Below are 14,782 nucleotides of genomic sequence, written 5' to 3'. Positions count from 1 at the left end.
TGTCCTCCTTAAACTTCGCGTGCAGCGAGTGGTTGCATCAGCTTCGATGGCAACTTGAATTCGACTTTCTCTTCACGGCCCGCCATCGTCGCGACATCGACGGGCCCCAATGCGCGCAGCGCATCGATTACGTTCTTCACCATCTCTTCCGGCGCCGATGCGCCGGCCGTCACGCCGACCGTCTGCGCGCCGGCAAACCATTCGGACTTCACTTCCGAGCCGTCGGCGACGAGGTAGCTCGCCACGCCGCTTTCGCTGCCGATCTCGCGCAGCCGGTTCGAGTTGGAACTGTTGGTTGCGCCCACCACGAGCAGCACGTCGATTTCCTTGCTCAGCTCGCGCACCGCCGCCTGGCGGTTTTGCGTCGCGTAGCAGATGTCGCGCGTGTCCGGACCGACGATGTCGGTGAAGCGGCGCAGCAGCGCGTCGATGATGCCGCGCGTGTCGTCCACCGACAGCGTGGTCTGGGTGACGTAAGCGAGCGGCGTATCCACCGGCAGATCGAGCTTCGCGACTTCGGCTTCGCTTTGCACGAGCAGCACCTTGCCCGGAATCTGGCCGATCGTGCCTTCCACTTCCGGATGACCGGCGTGGCCGATCAGGATCAGCGTGCGGCCGGCGGCCACATACTGGCGGCCTTGCACGTGAACTTTCGTGACAAGCGGGCAGGTCGCGTCGAGCACGTCGAGGCCGCGTGCTTCGGCATCGCGTTCCACCGTTTGCGCGACGCCATGCGCGCTGAATATTGCCACGGCGCCCTGCGGCACTTCATCGAGTTCCTCGACGAAACGCGCGCCTTTCTGGCGCAGATTGTCGACCACGTGCCGATTGTGGACAATCTCGTGGCGGACATACACGGGCGCGCCGTGTTGTTGTAACGCGCGATCGACGATTTCGATTGCGCGGACAACGCCCGCACAAAAGCCGCGGGGCTGAGCAAGGATGACTCGCATATATTGGCGAACTCCGACTGACGCGGGTTTCGAAGAAGTCAGTGAAACTGACTTTATCGCCGCGCTCATCTTGATTAATTGACGTCTTGAGCCCCGGCGACGGGCCGGTACAGCAAAACCAAACGCGCATTCTAACGCTATCGGGGCCGCTTTGCTTTCTGGCGCAGCCTCTGTGTTGGACGCCTGCCGCCGCAGGGGCGCTTTGCACGGTGCCACGCCAAGGCTGCCACGCGGATGTCACGGCGGTGTGCCGGGCCGGGACGCTGGCTGCACCGGTTTGGCGGAACCCTTAAACTACCGGTCCTTGCGGCGCGCATGACATGCCGTGTATTACAGAATGGTTTCGAGGCTCGCTGGATGGACGTCGATCAGCACGAAAATTTTCCGATCGCGAGCGTATTGCTGCCGAAGACGCTGCGCGCGCCTGTCGGCATTATCTACCAGGTTGTGCGCACCGCGGCCGATATCGCCGGCGAAGGCGACTGGAGCGCTGCCGAGCGCCATGCGCGCCTCGCCGATTTCCGCGCCGGACTCGACGCGGTCGCGCAGCGGCGCGCGGCGCCCGTGCATGCGCTGCTGTTCGGCAAGCTCGCGGGCGTGATCGCGCAATATACACTGCCGCTCGGGCCGTTTTACGACCTGCTCGACGGCTGCGCGCAGGACATCGATACAAAGCGTTACGCGGATCGCGCCGCGCTCGTCGACTATTGCCGCCGCTCGGCGCATCCGGTCGGGCATCTGATGCTGCACCTGATCGGCGCGGCGACGCCGCGCAATCTCGCCGACGCCGACGCGATCTGCACCGCGTCGCAGCTCATCAGCTTCTGGCTCGACGTCGCCGCCGACTGGAAACGGCAGCGCGTGTACCTGCCGCAAGCGGATTTGCGGCGCTTCGGCGTGAGCGAGGCGCAGATTGCCGGCGGTGTCGTCGATGATGCATGGCGCGCACTGATGGCGTACGAGGTGGACTTCGTGCGCGATACGCTCGTGCGCGGCGCGCCGCTCGCGCTGCGCATGCCGGGGCGGCTCGGCATCGAGTTGAGCGCCGCCGTGCATGCGGGTTTGCGCTTTCTCGAACGCATCGAGCGCGCGGGCTACGATGTGTTTCGCGAGCAGCCGGTGCTCACTCCGTTCGACTGGTGCGTGGTCGCGGCGCGCACCGTGGCGATGCAACTGTCCAGACGCGTCGGCGTGACGGCGCGTTCAATCGAGGGTAATGCTTAATGGCGGGCTCAATGGCGGCGGTCCTGTTTGTTCTTTCGTGTGTTTCCCTGCTGATCTGGTGCGTGCTGCTGTTCGCGCGCGGCGGCTTCTGGCGCGCGCGTCCGGCCGCGCCGCTGACCGTCGCGCCGCGCGTCGCATGGCCGGCGGTCGCGGCCGTGGTGCCGGCGCGCAATGAGGTCGACGTGATCGCCGAGGCGGTGACGTCGCTGCTCAAGCAGGACTATCGCGGCGCGTTTCACGTGATCGTCGTCGACGATCACAGCACCGACGGCACCGCCGACGCCGCGCGGGCCGCCGCGCTCGCCCTGCAATGCCCGGAGCGCCTCACGGTACTGGGCGCGAAGCCGCTGCCGCCGGGCTGGTCCGGCAAGGTGTGGGCGCAATCGCAGGGCATCGAGGCGGTGCGCGCGCTCGGCCTGCCGGCTGACTACCTGCTGCTGACCGACGCCGACATCGGCCATCCCGCCGATGCGCTCGTGCAGCTCGTTGCGCGTGCCGACGCGGAAAAGCGCGACCTCGTCTCGCTGATGGTGCGGCTGCGCTGCGATTCGTTCTGGGAAAAAGCGCTGATTCCGGCTTTCGTGTTTTTCTTCGCGAAGCTCTATCCGTTCGCGTGGGTCAACAATCCGCGCAACCGTACCGCGGCGGCCGCCGGCGGCTGCATGCTGGTGCGCCGCGCGGCGCTCGAGGAAGCGGGCGGCATCGAGTCGATCCGCGCCGAATTGATCGACGATTGCAGCCTCGCCGCGCGCATCAAGCATCGCGGCACGGGGCGTCATCCGATCCGGCTCGACGTGGCCGCGAAGAGCGTGTCGCTGCGTCCGTACGATAGCTGGCGCGAGATCTGGAACATGATCGCGCGCACGGCCTTCACGCAATTGCGCTATTCGCCGCTGCTGCTCGCGGGCACGCTCGCCGGCATGGCGATCATCTATCTGCTGCCGCCGGTCGCCGCGCTCGTGCTCGGGCCGCTCGGCTGGCCCGCATGGCTCGCGTGGGCAGCGATGTGCTGCGCGTATGCGCCGATGCTCGCCTACTATCGCCGCTCGCCGTTGTGGGCGCCGTTTCTGCCGCTGGTGGCGCTGTTCTATGTCGGCGCGACGTTCGCGTCGGCGGTGCGCTACTGGCGCGGCAAGGGCGGGCAGTGGAAGGCGCGCGTGCAGGCGCCCGTGCAGGAGCGTTGAAGGCCGGCGATTGACGGTGCCTGACGGTGGTTTGCTTCGGGCGATGCGCGCAGGCATAAAAAAAGCGGCTTCATCAAGCCGCTTTTTTTGCGCTCGGCGTTTCGCTTGCCTCACGCGCTTTTCGTCAGGTACTGCGCGTCATGCGTTCGTGAGCATCATGTACATCTGGATCACCACGTCCGGCGAGAACGTGAACGGCACCCAGCCGTGGCCGGTATGGCGCATCACGAGCAGGCGGTCGCCGTTCGACTGCTTCTGCACCGCCATGACCGGATTTTTCGTCGACACGAACTGCCAGCCCGGCGGAATGCCCTGCGGCTGTTCGGGTGTCATCGAGGCGCGCGCATTCGACAGTTCCTCGATCAGCCGGCCGATCTGGTCCGGACGCAGTGCGACCGTCTGATTGCCGATCGTCATCGTGATTTCGTCGCGCGCGGGGCGGTTGATTGCGAGCGTCGGCTGGAATTGCGGGGCGGCCGCATCCGCCGGAGTGCCCGCGGGCGGGGCGGCGGGTTCAGCGGCTGCGTTGGCGGGCGCGCCGGCCACAGCGTCCGGCGCCGTCTCGGTCGCCTCTGCATTTGCTGCCGCTTGCGATGCCGCGGTCTGCGCGGGTGTCTCGGGAGTGTTGTCGGCCTGCCTGGCCACGACAGCCTGAATGAGCTGATCGACGCCCACTTCCAGCACGCCGAGCTGTTCGTGAAGATTCATGCGAGGTTTCTCTGATAAGACCCGCGATTTTACCTGCTGCGCGCGGGCTTGGACCCGTCGCGGGTGCGGGACTTGTAACAAAATGCTTACGCCCCCGCGCAAGCGGGACTCAGCCCTTCATCAGCCCTTCAGATACCCCGCCTGCCGGAACCATTCGAGCGCATCGGCAAGACCCTCGCGATACGGCCGCGCGCGATAGCCGAGCTCGCGCTCCGCCTTCGCCGAGCTGAAATACATCTTGTTCTTCGACATTTTCAGCCCGTCGACGGTCACGAACGGTTCGCGCTTCGTGAATTTGGCGACCGCTTCCGCGCCCATCGCGAGCGGATACAGCGGCCAGCGCGGCAGGCTCAGCGTCGGCGCCTTGCGGCCGGTCAGCGCGGCGATGTCGGCGAGCATCTGCTGCAGCGGCAGGTTCTCGCCGCCGAGAATGTAGCGCTCGCCGATCTTGCCGCGTTCGAGCGCGAGGAAGTGGCCGGCCGCGACGTCGTCGACGTGCACGAGGTTCAGGCCCGTATCGACGAACGCCGGAATCTTGCCGAGCGCCGCTTCCAGGATGATGCGGCCGGTCGGCGTCGGCTTCACGTCGCGCGGGCCGATCGGCGTGGACGGATTGACGATCACGGCGGGCAGGCCGTCCTCGGCGATCATGCGCTCGACCGCGCGCTCGGCGAGCACCTTGCTGCGCTTGTACACGCCGATTGCCTGCGCGGCCGTGAGCGGCGAGGTTTCGTCGGCGGACTGGCCCGAACTCGTCACCTTCAGCGTTGCGACGCTGCTCGTGTAGACGATGCGCTCGACGCCTTCCTTGAGCGCCGCGCGCATCGTCGCTTCGGTGCCTTCGAGATTCGCGCGCTCGATCTCGCCAGGGTCGGGCGCCCACAGCCGGTAATCGGCGGCCACGTGCAGCAGATAGCGCACGCCGCGCAGCGCGTTGCGCATCGACGTTTCGTCGCGCATGTCGCCGACCACGATTTCCGCATCGAGCGATTCGACGTTTTTGCGCGGACTCGTCGCGCGCACCAGCACGCGCACGCGAAAGCCCTTGCTTTGCGCGATACGCGCCACCGACGAGCCGACGAAGCCGGACGCACCGGTCACAAGCACGAGATCGCGATTCTGTTCGGTCATTCTGTTTCCGTTTCCTGCATGAAGGTCGACGGATTGTACGTGGCGCGTGAGCGGGATGGGCGTTCTCGGGCACGCGCGCCGTGAGGCGACTAGAATGCCGGCTTGAAGACTGCGATGCATTAAAAGGAGAGAGCGGCATGGCCCCGGATCTGGATGAGCGGATCGAAACGTATTACGTGCGGGTGCGCGGCACCGTGCAGGGCGTCGGTTTTCGCCACGCGACGGTGCGCCAGGCGCACGCGTTTGGCATCAAGGGATGGGTCGCGAATCTCGACGACGGCTCCGTCGAAGCGATGTTGCAGGGACCGGCCAATCAGATCGACCGCATGCTGTCGTGGCTGCGTCACGGACCGCCGGCGGCGCGCGTGAGCGAAGTGAGCGGCGAGGAACGCACGACGGACAAACGCTACGAGCGCTTCGAGCAGCATTGAGCGCCACGTAAAAAAACGGCGCGCCATCCAGCGGCCGGCGCGCCGTTTTCGTCATCCTGCCTTTATGTATGCGTGAGTGAGGCAGGGCGTGCCACCAGCAGACTCTCCGCGAATCCCCACTCCTGCTCGACCCACTGATGACTGCACACGAAGCCGGCGCCGTCGGCGATCGCGGGCAGTTCTTCCGCGCGATATTTGTGGCTGCTCTCGGTCCAGATCGTTTCGCCAGCCTTCAGCGACACCGTCAATTGCGCGGCGCGCACGTGCGCGGTGAGATCGCGCTTCGCACGCAGATGCATCTCGATGCTGCGCGCGTCCGGGTTGAAGCGCGCGACGTGCTCGAACGCATCGAGCGGGAAGTTGCCGTCGAGCTCGCGATTGATGCGCGCGAGCAGATTCAGATTGAACGAGGCCGTTACGCCGACCGCATCGTCGTAGGCGGCGATCAGCTTCGGCGTCGGCTTGATGAGGTCGGTGCCGAGCAGCAAGGCGTCGCCGGGCGCGAGCATATTGCGGATATCGCGCAGAAAACGCGTGGCCGCGAGTCTGCCGAAATTACCGATCGTGCTGCCGAGAAACAGCACGAGTAAGCGCTCGCCGTCCTTGCGCTGCTTGCTCACTTCGGCAAGACCGGCCAGATAGTCGCGCTCGTAGCCGACGATCGAAATCCGCTCGATGTCGCCGAGTTCGCGCCGGCATAACTGCAACGCGCTGCGCGAAATTTCAATTGGGCAGTAAGAAGTAGGGCGTTTTTTACACAGCGCTTCGAGGATGCGCCGCGTTTTACGGCCGCTGCCGCTGCCGAGTTCGGCGACGGTCACGTCGTGCGGCAAATGCTCGACGATCTCGGCCGCGTGCTTCGTGAGCAGCCGTTCCTCGGCGCGTGTCACGCCGTATTCGGGCAATACGGTAATCACTTCAAAAAGCGCGGAGCCCACTTCGTCGTACAGATACTTCGACGGCAGTTCTTTTTGCGGCGCGTGGGTGAGTCCGGCGCGCACGTCGGCGGCGAAGGCGGCGCGCAGGTCGGAGGGCGAGTGGCTGAGCGATAGGGCTGGCTGGGTCATGCTGGCTCCAGTAGTCACATTCGTTGAGCGGGATGGCTGGCCGGGGTGGCATGCGCGCTGAAACGCGGTTGACGCATGCCGCGGGCGAGAAGCGCGGGCGCGGTCCGCGCGGCGGTCTGCGGACGGTGCCCGCGACAGCATGCGGGGCTGCATGGGCCGGCCCGGCTCGTGAGTGCTGCTCGTGCGGTCGCGGACGACGTGCAAAGCTTCGTAGCAAGATTCGCGCTCGAGCCGGGATTGAACCGGAATCGTACGCGAGTTGAGCGGCGCTTGCCGCGCAACCGGGTGCGTCCGTGGCGGCGCATGAAGTTATGTTCTAGTGCATCGACACGCGATGCGCACGGACAAATTGCAGCTCGTTGGCGAAAAAGCGCCGACCCCGCTGGCCGATAACCCGTCTAGAATGCCGGCTTGTACCGTCGATCCAGAACAAAAACGCAGCGTCTGCCGCATGAAACGCGGGGCTGCCTGCTTGCGAGACTTCAGTTCCAATGACAACAACGAATGCCGCGCGTCCCCACACCGCGCCGCCAGCCCACACGCCCTCAGCCGTAGCGCTGGCGCGCGACGTCCGCCGGACCGCGCGATGAACCCCAACCACCAGGACGTCAGGCGCGGGATTGCGCTCTCGGTCGGCGCGTCCGCGTTGTTCGCCTTACTGTCTGCTTACGCGACGCTGCTTGCGCCGCTCACCGGGCTCGACATTTTCGCGTGGCGCATCATATGGACCGCGCCGGGCGCGTTGCTGCTCGTCGCGGTGCGCAAGCGTCTGCCGATTCTGCGCCAGCTTCTTTGCCGCATGATGACCGAGCCGAAGCTCGGCGCCGTGATGATCGTGAGCGCGGCCTTGCTCGGCGTGCAGCAGTGGCTATTTCTATGGGCGCCGCTGCATGGACGGATGCTCGAAGTCTCGCTCGGCTATTTTCTGCTGCCGCTCGTGATGGTGCTGGTCGGCCGTTTTTATTATCACGAACGGCTCGATGCATTGCAGTGGCTCGCCGTCGCGTGCGCGGCCGTGGGCGTCGGCCACGAACTATGGGCGACAGGCGCGTTTTCATGGCCGACGCTGATCGTCGCGCTCGGTTATCCGCCGTACTTCGTGCTGCGTCGCAGGATCAACCAGGATTCGCTCGCGATGTTTACCGTCGAGGTGGCGTTGCTGGTGCCGGTCGCTATCGCGTTCGTCATCAGCGGCGGCTCGCTGCAGGCGGTTGCCGGCCGCGCGGCGATGTGGGGGCTACTGCTGCCGGGCCTCGGCGCGCTGAGCACGCTGGCGCTTGCCTCGTATCTGAAGGCGAGCCGTCTTTTGCCGCTTGCGCTGTTCGGCATTCTTGGCTACGTCGAGCCCGTGCTGCTCGTGTTCGTGTCGATTACGCTGCTGCGCGAAACGCTCACTTCGACGCAACTGGCGACGTATGTGCCGATCTGGTTTTCGGTCGCGTTGGCCGCGCTGCATAGCGTGAGACTGATCCGCTTCGCGCCGGACTGATCGGCGAGTCGCGCCCTATACGGCCGGTGCGATGAGCGCTCAGCGATGCGCTTCGGCGCGCCCGGCCGCGCCGCGCGTCGGACCGGCCTGCGCGTCGATCGCCGCGCGCAACTCGGGACGCCAGCCGAAGCCGAACAGCGCTTCGGCGAGCACGAAGAGCGGTCCGATCAGCAGGCCGATTACGTCGTCGACGAAGGCAGGTTTGCGGTGTTCGTACGCGACGTGGCCGACGAACTGGAACACCCAGCCGATCACGAACAGACCGATGCCGGCGGCGAGCCACACCAGTGTCGATTGCGCGGCGAGCCACGCGCCGAACGCGACGCACAGCGCCGACACGCAGGCCATCGTCACGCCGAGCGGCACGTCGAGCGCGAGGTAGTAGACAGTGGCCGCGACGAACAACAGCCAGGCCGGCGACAACGTGACCGGGAACATGCCGGCGCTGAAAGCGGGGCGGCTCAGCAGCACGGCGAGCGCGAGCACGATCAGCGGAATGCCGACGAAGTGCGTGGCGATATTGCGCCGGTCGCGATGATAGGCCGCGTATTGCGTGAGCTGCTGCGTCAGCGTTCTCATGAGTGCCGCTCCTGTGTCAAAGTCAGCATAATCGCGGGCAGCGGAATTTGAAACCATCGGGTAGCCGACAATCGGCGACAATCGCGCACGGATGCTGTCCCATGACTGAGCGTTTTTCATCGAACGAGCTTGCCGAGCTGCTTGAGCGTAGCGCATGGTTTCGCGCGGCGCCTGCCGATATGCGGCGGCAGTTGATCGAGGCGGGGCGTATCGAATGTCTCGCCGCCGGTCAACGGCTCTTTACGCGCGGCGATGCCGACGACGGGCTCTACTGCGTGCTCGACGGCCTCGTGAGAATCGGCGCGGCGAGTTCGACGGGCAAGGAAGCGTTGCTCGCGGTGATCGAGCCGGTGAACTGGTTCGGCGAGATCGCGCTGTTCGACGCTCGGCCGCGCACGCACGACGCCTACGCCGAGCGCGACTCCGAACTGTTGCATGTGCCGCGCGCGGCGCTTGCCGCGTTGCTCGAACGCACGCCGGCTTACTGGCATGTGTTCGGACTGCTGCTCACGCATAAGCTGCGTCTCGCGTTCGAGGCGATCGAAGAGGCGGCGCTGCTGCCTGCCGCGCCGCGCGTGGCGCGCCGTCTGTTGCTGATGGCAGGCGGTTACGGCGAAGCCCACGCGTTGCGCCGCGTGCTCCGGGTCCCGCAGGAAGACCTCGCAATGATGCTCGCGTTGTCGCGTCAGACGATCAATCAGGTGCTCAAGCACTTCGAGACGCAAGGCGCGTTGAAGCTCGGCTATGCGGAGATCGAGATCGTCGATGCGGACAAGCTGCGCGCATTGGCGAACGAAGCGGGTGCGGCTTCGTAGCCGGCGCGGCTCACATGAAAAAAGGCGAGTCATGCGACTCGCCCTCCCTGAACGGCACAGCCCGGCTTCGATCAGCTTCTATTGCAACGACATTGGCGTGGCCGGTAAGCGCCGGAACCGATCACGTGTTATTGCGTTTTCGTCGTGCCGGTTTGTGCGCCGTCGGCTTTGGCCGCGGCATTGCTGGTCTCTTTCGCGCTCTCCGTTTTAGTCTTGGCGGCGCTCGTTTCCACGGCGTTCTTCTTGCTCGACTTGTGGGCCTTCTTCGTATGGGTGGCGGTCTTTTTCACATGCGACTTCGAGGTGGCCTGCGCGGGCGCTTTCGTCGCGGTTGCGCTTTCGCCGGTGGCGCCGGTTTGCACGGCGGTGCTCGCCTTCAGATTCGCCTGAGCGGCGGGCTGCGTTTGCGTGGCTTGCGCGGGTTGTGCCGATGGCGTCGTCGACGGTGCGGCCGTTTGAGCAAAGGCGGTCGACACGAGCAGGGCGGAAGCGAGAGCGGCGAAAAGCGTCTTCATGATGTGACTCCTTGGTTGAACCGGTGGATTCTTGTGTCGCGGCTGAATCATTTCAGCGCTGCCGGTTTAACGTAGGGCCGAATACCGTAGTTGACGCTGCCGTGGTGACAAAACGTAACGGGTGCATCGTCGCTGATACAAGTCGGAATGCCGGTTTTAGCGGGTGGTGCCAGGAAGAGCGAGAAGAGAGAAGCGCAACGGAAAAGAGCGCAAAAGAAAAGGCGGAAGAAAAGTTCTCCCGCCTTTTGACGATGCTTTGCATTCAGCGCGGTATATGCATCAGCGACACGCTTACCGATTTCGGAGCAAATTCGTAGTTAACCCCGTGCCATACGAAAGTGCGGAATCCAATCACGAGGCACGCCAGGAATACGATCAGTGCGATTACAAAAAGAATTCTGGTTGCGCGTCCCATGTCAATTCCTTCTTTAATTCCGTCCCGTTCGCAGCGTATTCTAAAGCGTGGTGAACACCGCCGGCATCATTGAAACGGATTTTGCACCACACCCGGTTTCGCATCCGGCTCGTCCTTCACTTTCGCCGGCAAGCTTGCCTCCGCCTGCAGATTCGCGACGATCGCATCGACCGCTTCCTTCAGCGCGAGCGCCGCCTTCAGCCCGCGCTGATCGCGCGTCAATTCCAGCGTGCCGTTCAGCACGACGCGCGTGGTGCCGTTGCTCAGCGTGAGCGCGTCGCCCTGAATGTTGAGCACGTCGTCATCGTTCGAATAGGGTTTAAACACCTTTCAGTCCTCCTGGCCGCTGGTCCTTAAGGTTCTCCGGAATGCCCGGAAAACGGATGCCCGATACCGCTTCGAGTTCGTGAATCGTCCGGATGTCGTAACGGTTGGTCGAGACATTATCGACCACGACCGCGAACGCCATCCGTCGCGACGGCACATAGACGACCTTGTATAACTGTGTCGGTACGAAGACGCGCGTGGGTCCGATCGTCCGCAACTGCTGACCGGAGAAGATCGGACCGGTGACGACGTAGGTGTCGCCGTAGGACAGCGCGATCTTGCGTACCGAGGTTTCGATGCGCGACCACAATCGTTGGTTGTTCTGACGGTCTTGCGGCACGACGTTGGCAAGCGAGAACGATTGCGCCATCGCCTGCTCGTTCCAGCGATTGCCGGCCGGGCTCATATGGCCGCGATCGAAACCGCTGCGCTTATAGTCGGCGAGCGTCGCGCCTTCGCCGTCGGGCAAACGCGCGTCTTCGAAGAACTTGTTCGTGCGGACCATCTCTTTGGCCGCTTCGATATGATCGCGCGTCAGATGCTCGGCGGACCACAGCGGACCGTGCGTGATACCCGAATGCAGCACCGCGAAATCGCTATAGCAGAGCAGGCGCGTTTTCGGCGCCATCTTCTGATTGGCGAGAACGGGCCATTGCGCATTCGGCGTGAACTGGGTGCAGGAAGGCGCCGCGCTCGCGTGAGCGGCGACGGCGAATAACAGACTGGCAAGCCACTTCTTCATGTGTCGGGGGATCGGATCGATGGACGGGGGGCGCAAGTATAGCGTCGCGGCTCGCATCGAGCGACCTCGAAAGACCCATCGAACTCAGGGAAATGGAGCAGGCGGAAGCGGAAGAACATCGGGCTGCGAATGAACGGTACTTTGGCTTCGGTACCGGATTCGCTGCTGCATCGCGGCGCGCAGAACGCAGCGCAAAAACATGGGGCAGAACGCAGCAGAAAAGCGCAGCGGAAAAACGCAGTGCAAAAAAAAATGGGCCGCTTTGCAGCGACCCGAATGCGTGGACTTCCGACTCTACGTACACAAGCTTAAGACCATCTTAAGTGCTGCAACGCCACGTGCAGCCGTGTGCGTTTGCGTACGCGCAGATTGATGCCTGCGAACAGGCGTTCGCGTGTGAGCCGGAAGTTTCGACCGGAAAGCGCGCGACAGATAAATCGCGCTAGAACTTAATTACCGAATACGCTGTGTTCCGCGCGGACCTTTTGACGGTCCACCGCCTGCAGGCGCCAGAATCCGCTGGTTGCTTGATGCGTGCGTAACGTGGTCCATGCGGCGGCGCCTTGTGCCGCGCTCACGCGTTCCTTGCGATCGACGTGCAGGCCGCGCAATGTACAGAGCGGCGCATCGGCACTCGGCGCGCAGAGCGTGGTTACGCCGTCTTCGTCGTCGTGTAGCTCGCCCCATGGGGGCAGGTCGATCCCTTGATGCGCTTCTCTCGACCACCGGTGTTCGTCGGTGTCGAGCCAGAGCACAGCATAGTCGTGGCTTACGGTGGGATCGGAACCGTTGATCAGGATGGTCAGTCGCATGTCAGTTCCGTGCAAAGTGCAGTTTGCGAAGTGCTTTATCAGTCTAGGTGGCGCCGCGCGTTATGCAAGGCAAAAGACATGACCTGAATCAAAGACGAAAGTAAAGTGCGCGCACGACGTGTGTGGCGTCGTGCGCGCACATCAACAGCGCAAGAAACGAGCAGAAATACACTCGATAAAACGTGCTCGATCGCGCCTCGAAAACGTTCCGACACTCGCTCAGGCGAGATCGAGCGAAGCCGTCAGATCGCCGAGCGGCGCGAGACCGTTGCTCGCAAACGCTTTGTCGCGCGCAACCACGCCGTCGAGCGGCGCGAGTCCGTGCACGCGGGTGATGAAGCGCAGGATCGAGTTCGTGTCGTACACGGTGTGATCGACGTAGCCTTTCTTCGCGAGCGGCGAGATCACCAGCGCGGGAACGCGCGAACCCGGACCCCAGCGGTCGCCGACCGGCGGCGCGACGTGGTCCCACCAGCCGCCGTTTTCGTCGACGGTGACGATCACGACCGTGTTCTGCCATTGCGGGCCGCGCTGGATGTGCTCGATCAGCGTCGCGATATGGCGGTCGCCCGATTCGACGTCCGCGTAACCCGCGTGCATGTTCAGGTCGCCTTGCGGCTTGTAGAACGTGACGGTGGGCAAGCGGCCCGCATCGATATCGGCGATCAGGCGATTGGTCGACGCATCGTTGCCGAGGCCGCCGTCGCGCAGATAGCGGCGCCGTGCCTCGGTGCCCGGCGCGTAATTGGCGAAGTAGTTGAACGGCTGATGGTGGTACTGGAAGTCGGGCACCGCACCCGTGTCGCGATGATCGAGCGCGTATTGCCACGCGCCGCTATACCACGCCCAGTCGACACCCCTGGCCGTCAGGCGATCGCCGATCGTCGCGTAGTGCTGCGGCGGCATCACGCGCGGGTCCGACGGGTCCGCGAAGGCCGTGTCGCCGCCTTCGGCCGGGCGCACGCTGCTCGGCTGATACGGCGGGGCCATCGTGTTGACGCCGTAGCCGTCGGGCGTGAACGCGCCGTCGTTGACGAATTTCGGCGGACCGTCGAGCGCCGAGGCGGGCGAGTTCGCCGCGAGTTTCAGGCGCGTGCCGGCCGGGTCGTCGCCGTCCAGGACCGACACCATTTTCTTCGCCGGGCTGTTGTGGATGTCGGGGTAGTACGGCGCCTGCGCCGAGATCAGGAAGATGTGGTTCAGCCACGAGCCGCCGAAAGCGGCCATGAAGAAGTTGTCGCACAGCGTGTATTGCTGCGCGAGATTCCACAGACGCAGCGTGTCGGCAGAGCTGCGGTAGTGCCCCATCACGAGGCCGCCCGAGTCGCCCCACGCGGCGAACTGGTTGTTGCGTCCCGCGTTGATCTGCATCTGGTTCTGATAGAAGCGATGGATCAGGTCGCGCGTGATGACGCCGTTCGGCAGCGGCTTGCCGTGCGCGTCGACAATCTGGAACGGCCGGTTGTGCAGAGGCTCGAGGTCCTTTTCGCCGATCATGTAGCGCTTGCCGCCCACTTCCTGCGCCTGCGGCACGAGCCCGCCCCAGATCGCCGGCAGGCGCGGCAGCGGCGTCTTGCCGTCGCGGTCGAGCTGCACGTAGCGTTCGGCGCCGACCGCATCGAGCGGATGCTGCACGCCCGGGTAATGGCCGTACAGGTTCGCGAAGCTGCGATTCTCGGCGTAGATCACCACGATGTTCTTCACCTGATCGTGCAGCGCGGCATCGAGCCGCAGATCGGCGGCGCTGCGCGGCGGCCCGTTGCCGGCAAGACCCTCGCCGGTCTTGCAGCCGGCCAGCGCGAGGCCGATGCCGACCGCCGCGAGACCGGTGAGGACGCGCCGGCGTTCGGGATCGTCGGGAGTGTCGGCGGCGTTGTCGATGCCGTTGGCGTTGTCGAGATGCGGCGGCTGGTGTGGATCGTGGTCGGTCATCGGTAAGTTCCGGTTGGACGTGACGCTTGCATCCGCGACGCACGAGGCGGCGCGCGCGACACCGGTTGCGAGTGCGCGGAGGCCGGCTGGCCTCGCGGTTTACCGCTTATGGCAGCCGACGCTTCACACGCCAGCTGCTGTGCGTCGCGTCGACGGCAAATAGTAGCCAGTGGCGCGCGGCCACGGGATGACGTTTTTGTGTCGCATAGCCGTCGACGGTCAATTCGAGTTCGTCATGCGCGCGCCGGTGGCAGGTGGCATGCGCGCCCGAGCCGTCCGCGAATTCGACGATCGCCTCGGCGCGGCTGGCCGCCTCAGTCGCGGCCGCGGGTTCGGGCAGATGCGCGATGCGCACCGCGCAGCCCGGATAAAGATGCGAGTCGGCAACCTGAATCTGCACGGCATCGGACATGGCATGCTCTCCCTACGCATGGGCGGCGCGAGAGCGCGGCAGTGCA

16 protein-coding genes are annotated in these 14,782 nt (G+C 64.7%); 5 read left to right on the top strand and 11 right to left on the bottom strand.

What is annotated here, in order from left to right:
• Positions 1 to 8: 8 nt before the first annotated feature.
• On the bottom strand, positions 9 to 953 hold the full coding sequence (ispH, locus tag F3J20_RS06200; protein WP_167282500.1) for a 4-hydroxy-3-methylbut-2-enyl diphosphate reductase: 945 nt from the start codon (positions 951 to 953) through the stop codon (positions 9 to 11).
• A 357-nt stretch (positions 954 to 1,310) separates the two neighbouring features.
• Here ispH and hpnC point away from each other — a divergent pair, with 357 nt between their 5' ends.
• Together hpnC and F3J20_RS06190 are read left to right on the top strand one after the other, a co-directional pair.
• Positions 1,311 to 2,177 (top strand): squalene synthase HpnC, encoded by an 867-nt coding sequence (hpnC, locus tag F3J20_RS06195; protein ID WP_167038879.1) that lies wholly within the window; start codon positions 1,311 to 1,313, stop codon positions 2,175 to 2,177.
• A gap of 11 nt (positions 2,178 to 2,188) precedes the next feature.
• Positions 2,189 to 3,361, top strand: a complete 1,173-nt coding sequence (locus tag F3J20_RS06190) for a glycosyltransferase (protein WP_167038877.1) — start codon at positions 2,189 to 2,191, stop codon at positions 3,359 to 3,361.
• 138 nt (positions 3,362 to 3,499) lie between these two features.
• On the opposite strand, the gene F3J20_RS06185 is transcribed toward F3J20_RS06190, so the two are convergent.
• Entirely contained in the window at positions 3,500 to 4,069 is a 570-nt protein-coding gene (locus F3J20_RS06185; RefSeq protein WP_167282498.1) for a hypothetical protein, read from the bottom strand.
• A gap of 120 nt (positions 4,070 to 4,189) precedes the next feature.
• Positions 4,190 to 5,200 carry a hopanoid-associated sugar epimerase gene (hpnA, locus tag F3J20_RS06180; RefSeq protein ID WP_167038874.1) on the bottom strand — a complete coding sequence of 337 codons (1,011 nt, stop codon included), beginning with the start codon at positions 5,198 to 5,200 and terminating at the stop codon, positions 4,190 to 4,192.
• Positions 5,201 to 5,337: 137 nt separating this feature from the next.
• Between hpnA and F3J20_RS06175 the strand changes: the two genes are divergently transcribed.
• Positions 5,338 to 5,631: an acylphosphatase gene (locus tag F3J20_RS06175; protein ID WP_167038872.1), complete on the top strand. Its 294-nt coding sequence runs from the start codon at positions 5,338 to 5,340 to the stop codon at positions 5,629 to 5,631.
• Between the two features lie 62 nt (positions 5,632 to 5,693).
• Here the strand turns inward: F3J20_RS06175 and egtD are convergent, their stop codons facing one another.
• On the bottom strand, positions 5,694 to 6,698 hold the full coding sequence (gene egtD / locus F3J20_RS06170) for an L-histidine N(alpha)-methyltransferase (protein WP_167282496.1): 1,005 nt from the start codon (positions 6,696 to 6,698) through the stop codon (positions 5,694 to 5,696).
• A 586-nt stretch (positions 6,699 to 7,284) separates the two neighbouring features.
• Between egtD and rarD the strand changes: the two genes are divergently transcribed.
• A complete protein-coding gene (gene rarD / locus F3J20_RS06165) occupies positions 7,285 to 8,187 on the top strand; it encodes an EamA family transporter RarD (protein ID WP_167282494.1) in 903 nt (300 codons plus the stop codon).
• 39 nt (positions 8,188 to 8,226) lie between these two features.
• Here rarD and F3J20_RS06160 read toward each other — a convergent pair whose 3' ends face one another.
• Complete coding sequence (locus tag F3J20_RS06160) at positions 8,227 to 8,766, bottom strand: Mpo1-like protein (protein WP_167282492.1); 540 nt, start codon at positions 8,764 to 8,766, stop codon at positions 8,227 to 8,229.
• 101 nt (positions 8,767 to 8,867) lie between these two features.
• Between F3J20_RS06160 and F3J20_RS06155 the strand changes: the two genes are divergently transcribed.
• Positions 8,868 to 9,581, top strand: a complete 714-nt coding sequence (locus F3J20_RS06155) for a Crp/Fnr family transcriptional regulator (protein WP_167038864.1) — start codon at positions 8,868 to 8,870, stop codon at positions 9,579 to 9,581.
• A 128-nt stretch (positions 9,582 to 9,709) separates the two neighbouring features.
• Here the strand turns inward: F3J20_RS06155 and F3J20_RS06150 are convergent, their stop codons facing one another.
• From F3J20_RS06150 to F3J20_RS06125, 6 genes are all read right to left on the bottom strand, one after another.
• Positions 9,710 to 10,096 carry a hypothetical protein gene (locus F3J20_RS06150; protein WP_167038862.1) on the bottom strand — a complete coding sequence of 129 codons (387 nt, stop codon included), beginning with the start codon at positions 10,094 to 10,096 and terminating at the stop codon, positions 9,710 to 9,712.
• Positions 10,097 to 10,577: 481 nt separating this feature from the next.
• Positions 10,578 to 10,838 carry a hypothetical protein gene (locus tag F3J20_RS06145; RefSeq protein ID WP_167038860.1) on the bottom strand — a complete coding sequence of 87 codons (261 nt, stop codon included), beginning with the start codon at positions 10,836 to 10,838 and terminating at the stop codon, positions 10,578 to 10,580.
• Positions 10,831 to 11,580 (bottom strand): DNA/RNA non-specific endonuclease, encoded by a 750-nt coding sequence (locus F3J20_RS06140; RefSeq protein WP_167038858.1) that lies wholly within the window; start codon positions 11,578 to 11,580, stop codon positions 10,831 to 10,833. Before F3J20_RS06140 ends, F3J20_RS06145 begins: the two co-directional genes overlap by 8 nt.
• A 449-nt stretch (positions 11,581 to 12,029) precedes the next feature.
• Positions 12,030 to 12,392, bottom strand: coding sequence for a DUF3564 domain-containing protein (locus tag F3J20_RS06135; protein WP_167038856.1), 363 nt, complete (start codon positions 12,390 to 12,392; stop codon positions 12,030 to 12,032).
• Between the two features lie 219 nt (positions 12,393 to 12,611).
• Entirely contained in the window at positions 12,612 to 14,324 is a 1,713-nt protein-coding gene (locus tag F3J20_RS06130; protein ID WP_167282490.1) for an acid phosphatase, read from the bottom strand.
• Positions 14,325 to 14,430: 106 nt separating this feature from the next.
• Positions 14,431 to 14,736: a hypothetical protein gene (locus F3J20_RS06125; protein WP_167038851.1), complete on the bottom strand. Its 306-nt coding sequence runs from the start codon at positions 14,734 to 14,736 to the stop codon at positions 14,431 to 14,433.
• Positions 14,737 to 14,782 lie beyond the last annotated feature (46 nt).

This window comes from Paraburkholderia sp. Cy-641 (assembly GCF_011752945.1).
Classification (GTDB): Bacteria; Pseudomonadota; Gammaproteobacteria; order Burkholderiales; family Burkholderiaceae; genus Paraburkholderia.
This window is presented reverse-complemented; position numbering and strand designations above follow the sequence as displayed.